Consider the following 1,995-nt stretch of genomic DNA (forward strand, 5'->3'; position numbering starts at 1 on the left):
CTTCTTGATGTTCACCCGCCGCGCCAGCGGCCCGTCGATCCCGTCGACGATCAGCGCGATGCCGAGCCAGCCGAACATCAGGCGCCAGTTTCCCTGGGTCGCCGCGACCAGCGCCATGAGCGCCAGCGCCGCGCCGGAGGCGGTGAAGAGATGCACCGAGAATGCGAGCGGCTTTGTCTTCATCGCTACCAGTTAGGCAATTCCCCGCCGGAGAGAAAGCCTCTTTCGGGAAAGTCTGCCCACTTGCCCCCCGAACCGACCTGGCCCATTCTCGCCGCGACCGCATCCAGAAGCTTCCGAGGCCCTCCATGCGAACCCTGATCCGCGCCGCCTTCCTCGCCGCCGCCGCCCTCACCGCCCTCGCCGCCCCGGCCGCCGCCGAGCTTCCCGACCTGGGCGGGCGGGAGGTGGTCGTGGTGACCGAGAACGCCTATCCGCCGCTGCAATTCGTCGATCCGGCGACGGGCGCGGCCATCGGCTGGGAATACGACGCCATGGCCGAGATCGCGGAGCGGCTCAATTTCGACCTCGTCATCGAGAATTCGAGCTGGGACGCCATGATCCCGGCGGTGAGCGAGAGCCAGTACGACATCGGCATGACCGGCATCACCATCCGCGACGACCGCAAGGAGAAGGTCGATTTCTCCGACCCCTACATGCGCTCGGAGATGCGCATGCTGGTGCGCGCGGACGAGGATCGCTTCACCGACGCTTCGAGCTTCGCCGCCTTCGAGGATGGCCTGATCGGCTCCCAGGCGGGCATCACGCCCTTCTACGTGGCGGTCTACGACCTGCTCGACGGCAACGAGACCAATCCGCGCATCAAGCTCTTCGAGACCATCGGCGCCGCGGTCCAGGCGATGCGGGCCGGCGACGTCGACATGGTGCTGACCGACAGCACCGGCGGCGAAGGCTATGTCAGGGCCAATCCGGATATCTTCAAGATCATCGGCGAGCCGCTCGGGAGCGAGGAATTCGGCTTCATCTTCCCCAAGGGCTCGGACCTCCTCGCGCCCGTCAATGCCGCGATCGCCGAGATGAAGGCCGACGGCACCATCGCGGCGCTCGACCAGAAATGGTTCGTGGATTACGAAATGGGCCAGTAGCCCCCGCCCATGACCCCCTCCCGGGACCGGCAGGGCAAGGATTTCCCCTATTGGCTGGTGCTGGCCGCGGTGATCGCGGCCGGGATGCTCGTCGCGATCGTCGCCAGTGACGTCTACCGCCAGATCCTGGCGACCCTCTCCTCGGGGATCGCGGTGACCATCTTCGTCACCCTGGTGGCCTTCGGGCTCGCCTCGGCGCTGGGGCTCCTGCTGGCGGTCTGCGTGCTCTCGCGCTCGACCATCCTGCGGCAGGGCGCGCGGTTCTACATCGAGATCGTGCGCGGCATCCCGATCCTGGTCCTGCTCTTCTACATCGCCTTCGTCGGCGCGCCGGCGCTGGTGGTGGGCTGGAACGCGATCGCCGAGCCGCTGGGGCTCGGCACGCTGGCGACCCGGGACCTCTCGCTGATGTGGCGGGCGATCCTGGCGCTCGCCATCGGCTACGCGGCCTTCATCGCCGAGGTGTTCCGCGCCGGCATCCAGTCCGTCGAGCCCGGCCAGATCGAGGCCGCCCAGGCGCTGGGGCTCTCCGGCTGGCAGCGTTTCCGGCTGATCGTCTTCCCCCAGGCGATCCGCACCATCCTGCCGCCGCTCGGCAACGATTTCATCGCGCTCATCAAGGACAGCGCCCTGGTCTCGGTCCTCGGGGTCGCGGACATCACCCAGCTCGGCAAGATCTACGCCGCCGGCTCGTTCCGCTTCTTCGAGACCTACAACGTGGTCGCCTTCCTCTATCTCGTCATGACCGTCGGCCTGTCGCTGGTGCTGCGGGGCTTCGAGCAGCGCATGCGGGGCAGACGGGCGTGATACCGGCAGCCCTCGCTGTGGATTCCCGTTCCTCCCGCGGCCAGGGTGTCCCCAGCCCGATCGACCCGTGGCGATCGGGCCG

Annotated in this window: 3 protein-coding genes; 2 read left to right on the forward strand and 1 reads right to left on the reverse strand. The window is 67.8% G+C overall.

Annotated elements, in window-relative coordinates; translation table 11 throughout:
• The coding region (locus V7050_RS20680; protein WP_324411233.1) for a CDP-alcohol phosphatidyltransferase family protein at positions 1 to 183 on the reverse strand (183 nt) is incomplete at its 3' end.
• A gap of 125 nt (positions 184 to 308) precedes the next feature.
• Between V7050_RS20680 and V7050_RS20685 the strand changes: the two genes are divergently transcribed.
• Together V7050_RS20685 and V7050_RS20690 are read left to right on the forward strand one after the other, a co-directional pair.
• Positions 309 to 1,106: a transporter substrate-binding domain-containing protein gene (locus V7050_RS20685; protein ID WP_324365513.1), complete on the forward strand. Its 798-nt coding sequence runs from the start codon at positions 309 to 311 to the stop codon at positions 1,104 to 1,106.
• A gap of 9 nt (positions 1,107 to 1,115) precedes the next feature.
• Positions 1,116 to 1,913: an amino acid ABC transporter permease gene (locus tag V7050_RS20690; RefSeq protein ID WP_324374150.1), complete on the forward strand. Its 798-nt coding sequence runs from the start codon at positions 1,116 to 1,118 to the stop codon at positions 1,911 to 1,913.
• The last annotated feature ends 82 nt before the right edge of the window (positions 1,914 to 1,995 follow it).

The sequence above is a fragment of the Amaricoccus sp. genome (genome assembly GCF_036846665.1).
Classification (GTDB): Bacteria; Pseudomonadota; Alphaproteobacteria; order Rhodobacterales; family Rhodobacteraceae; genus Amaricoccus.

Coding starts and splice junctions, on each gene's coding strand:
- V7050_RS20690 (WP_324374150.1), top strand. CDS start 1,116: ATGACCCCCTCCCGGGACCGGCAGGGCAAGGATTTCCCCTATTGGCTG.
- V7050_RS20685 (WP_324365513.1), top strand. CDS start 309: ATGCGAACCCTGATCCGCGCCGCCTTCCTCGCCGCCGCCGCCCTCACC.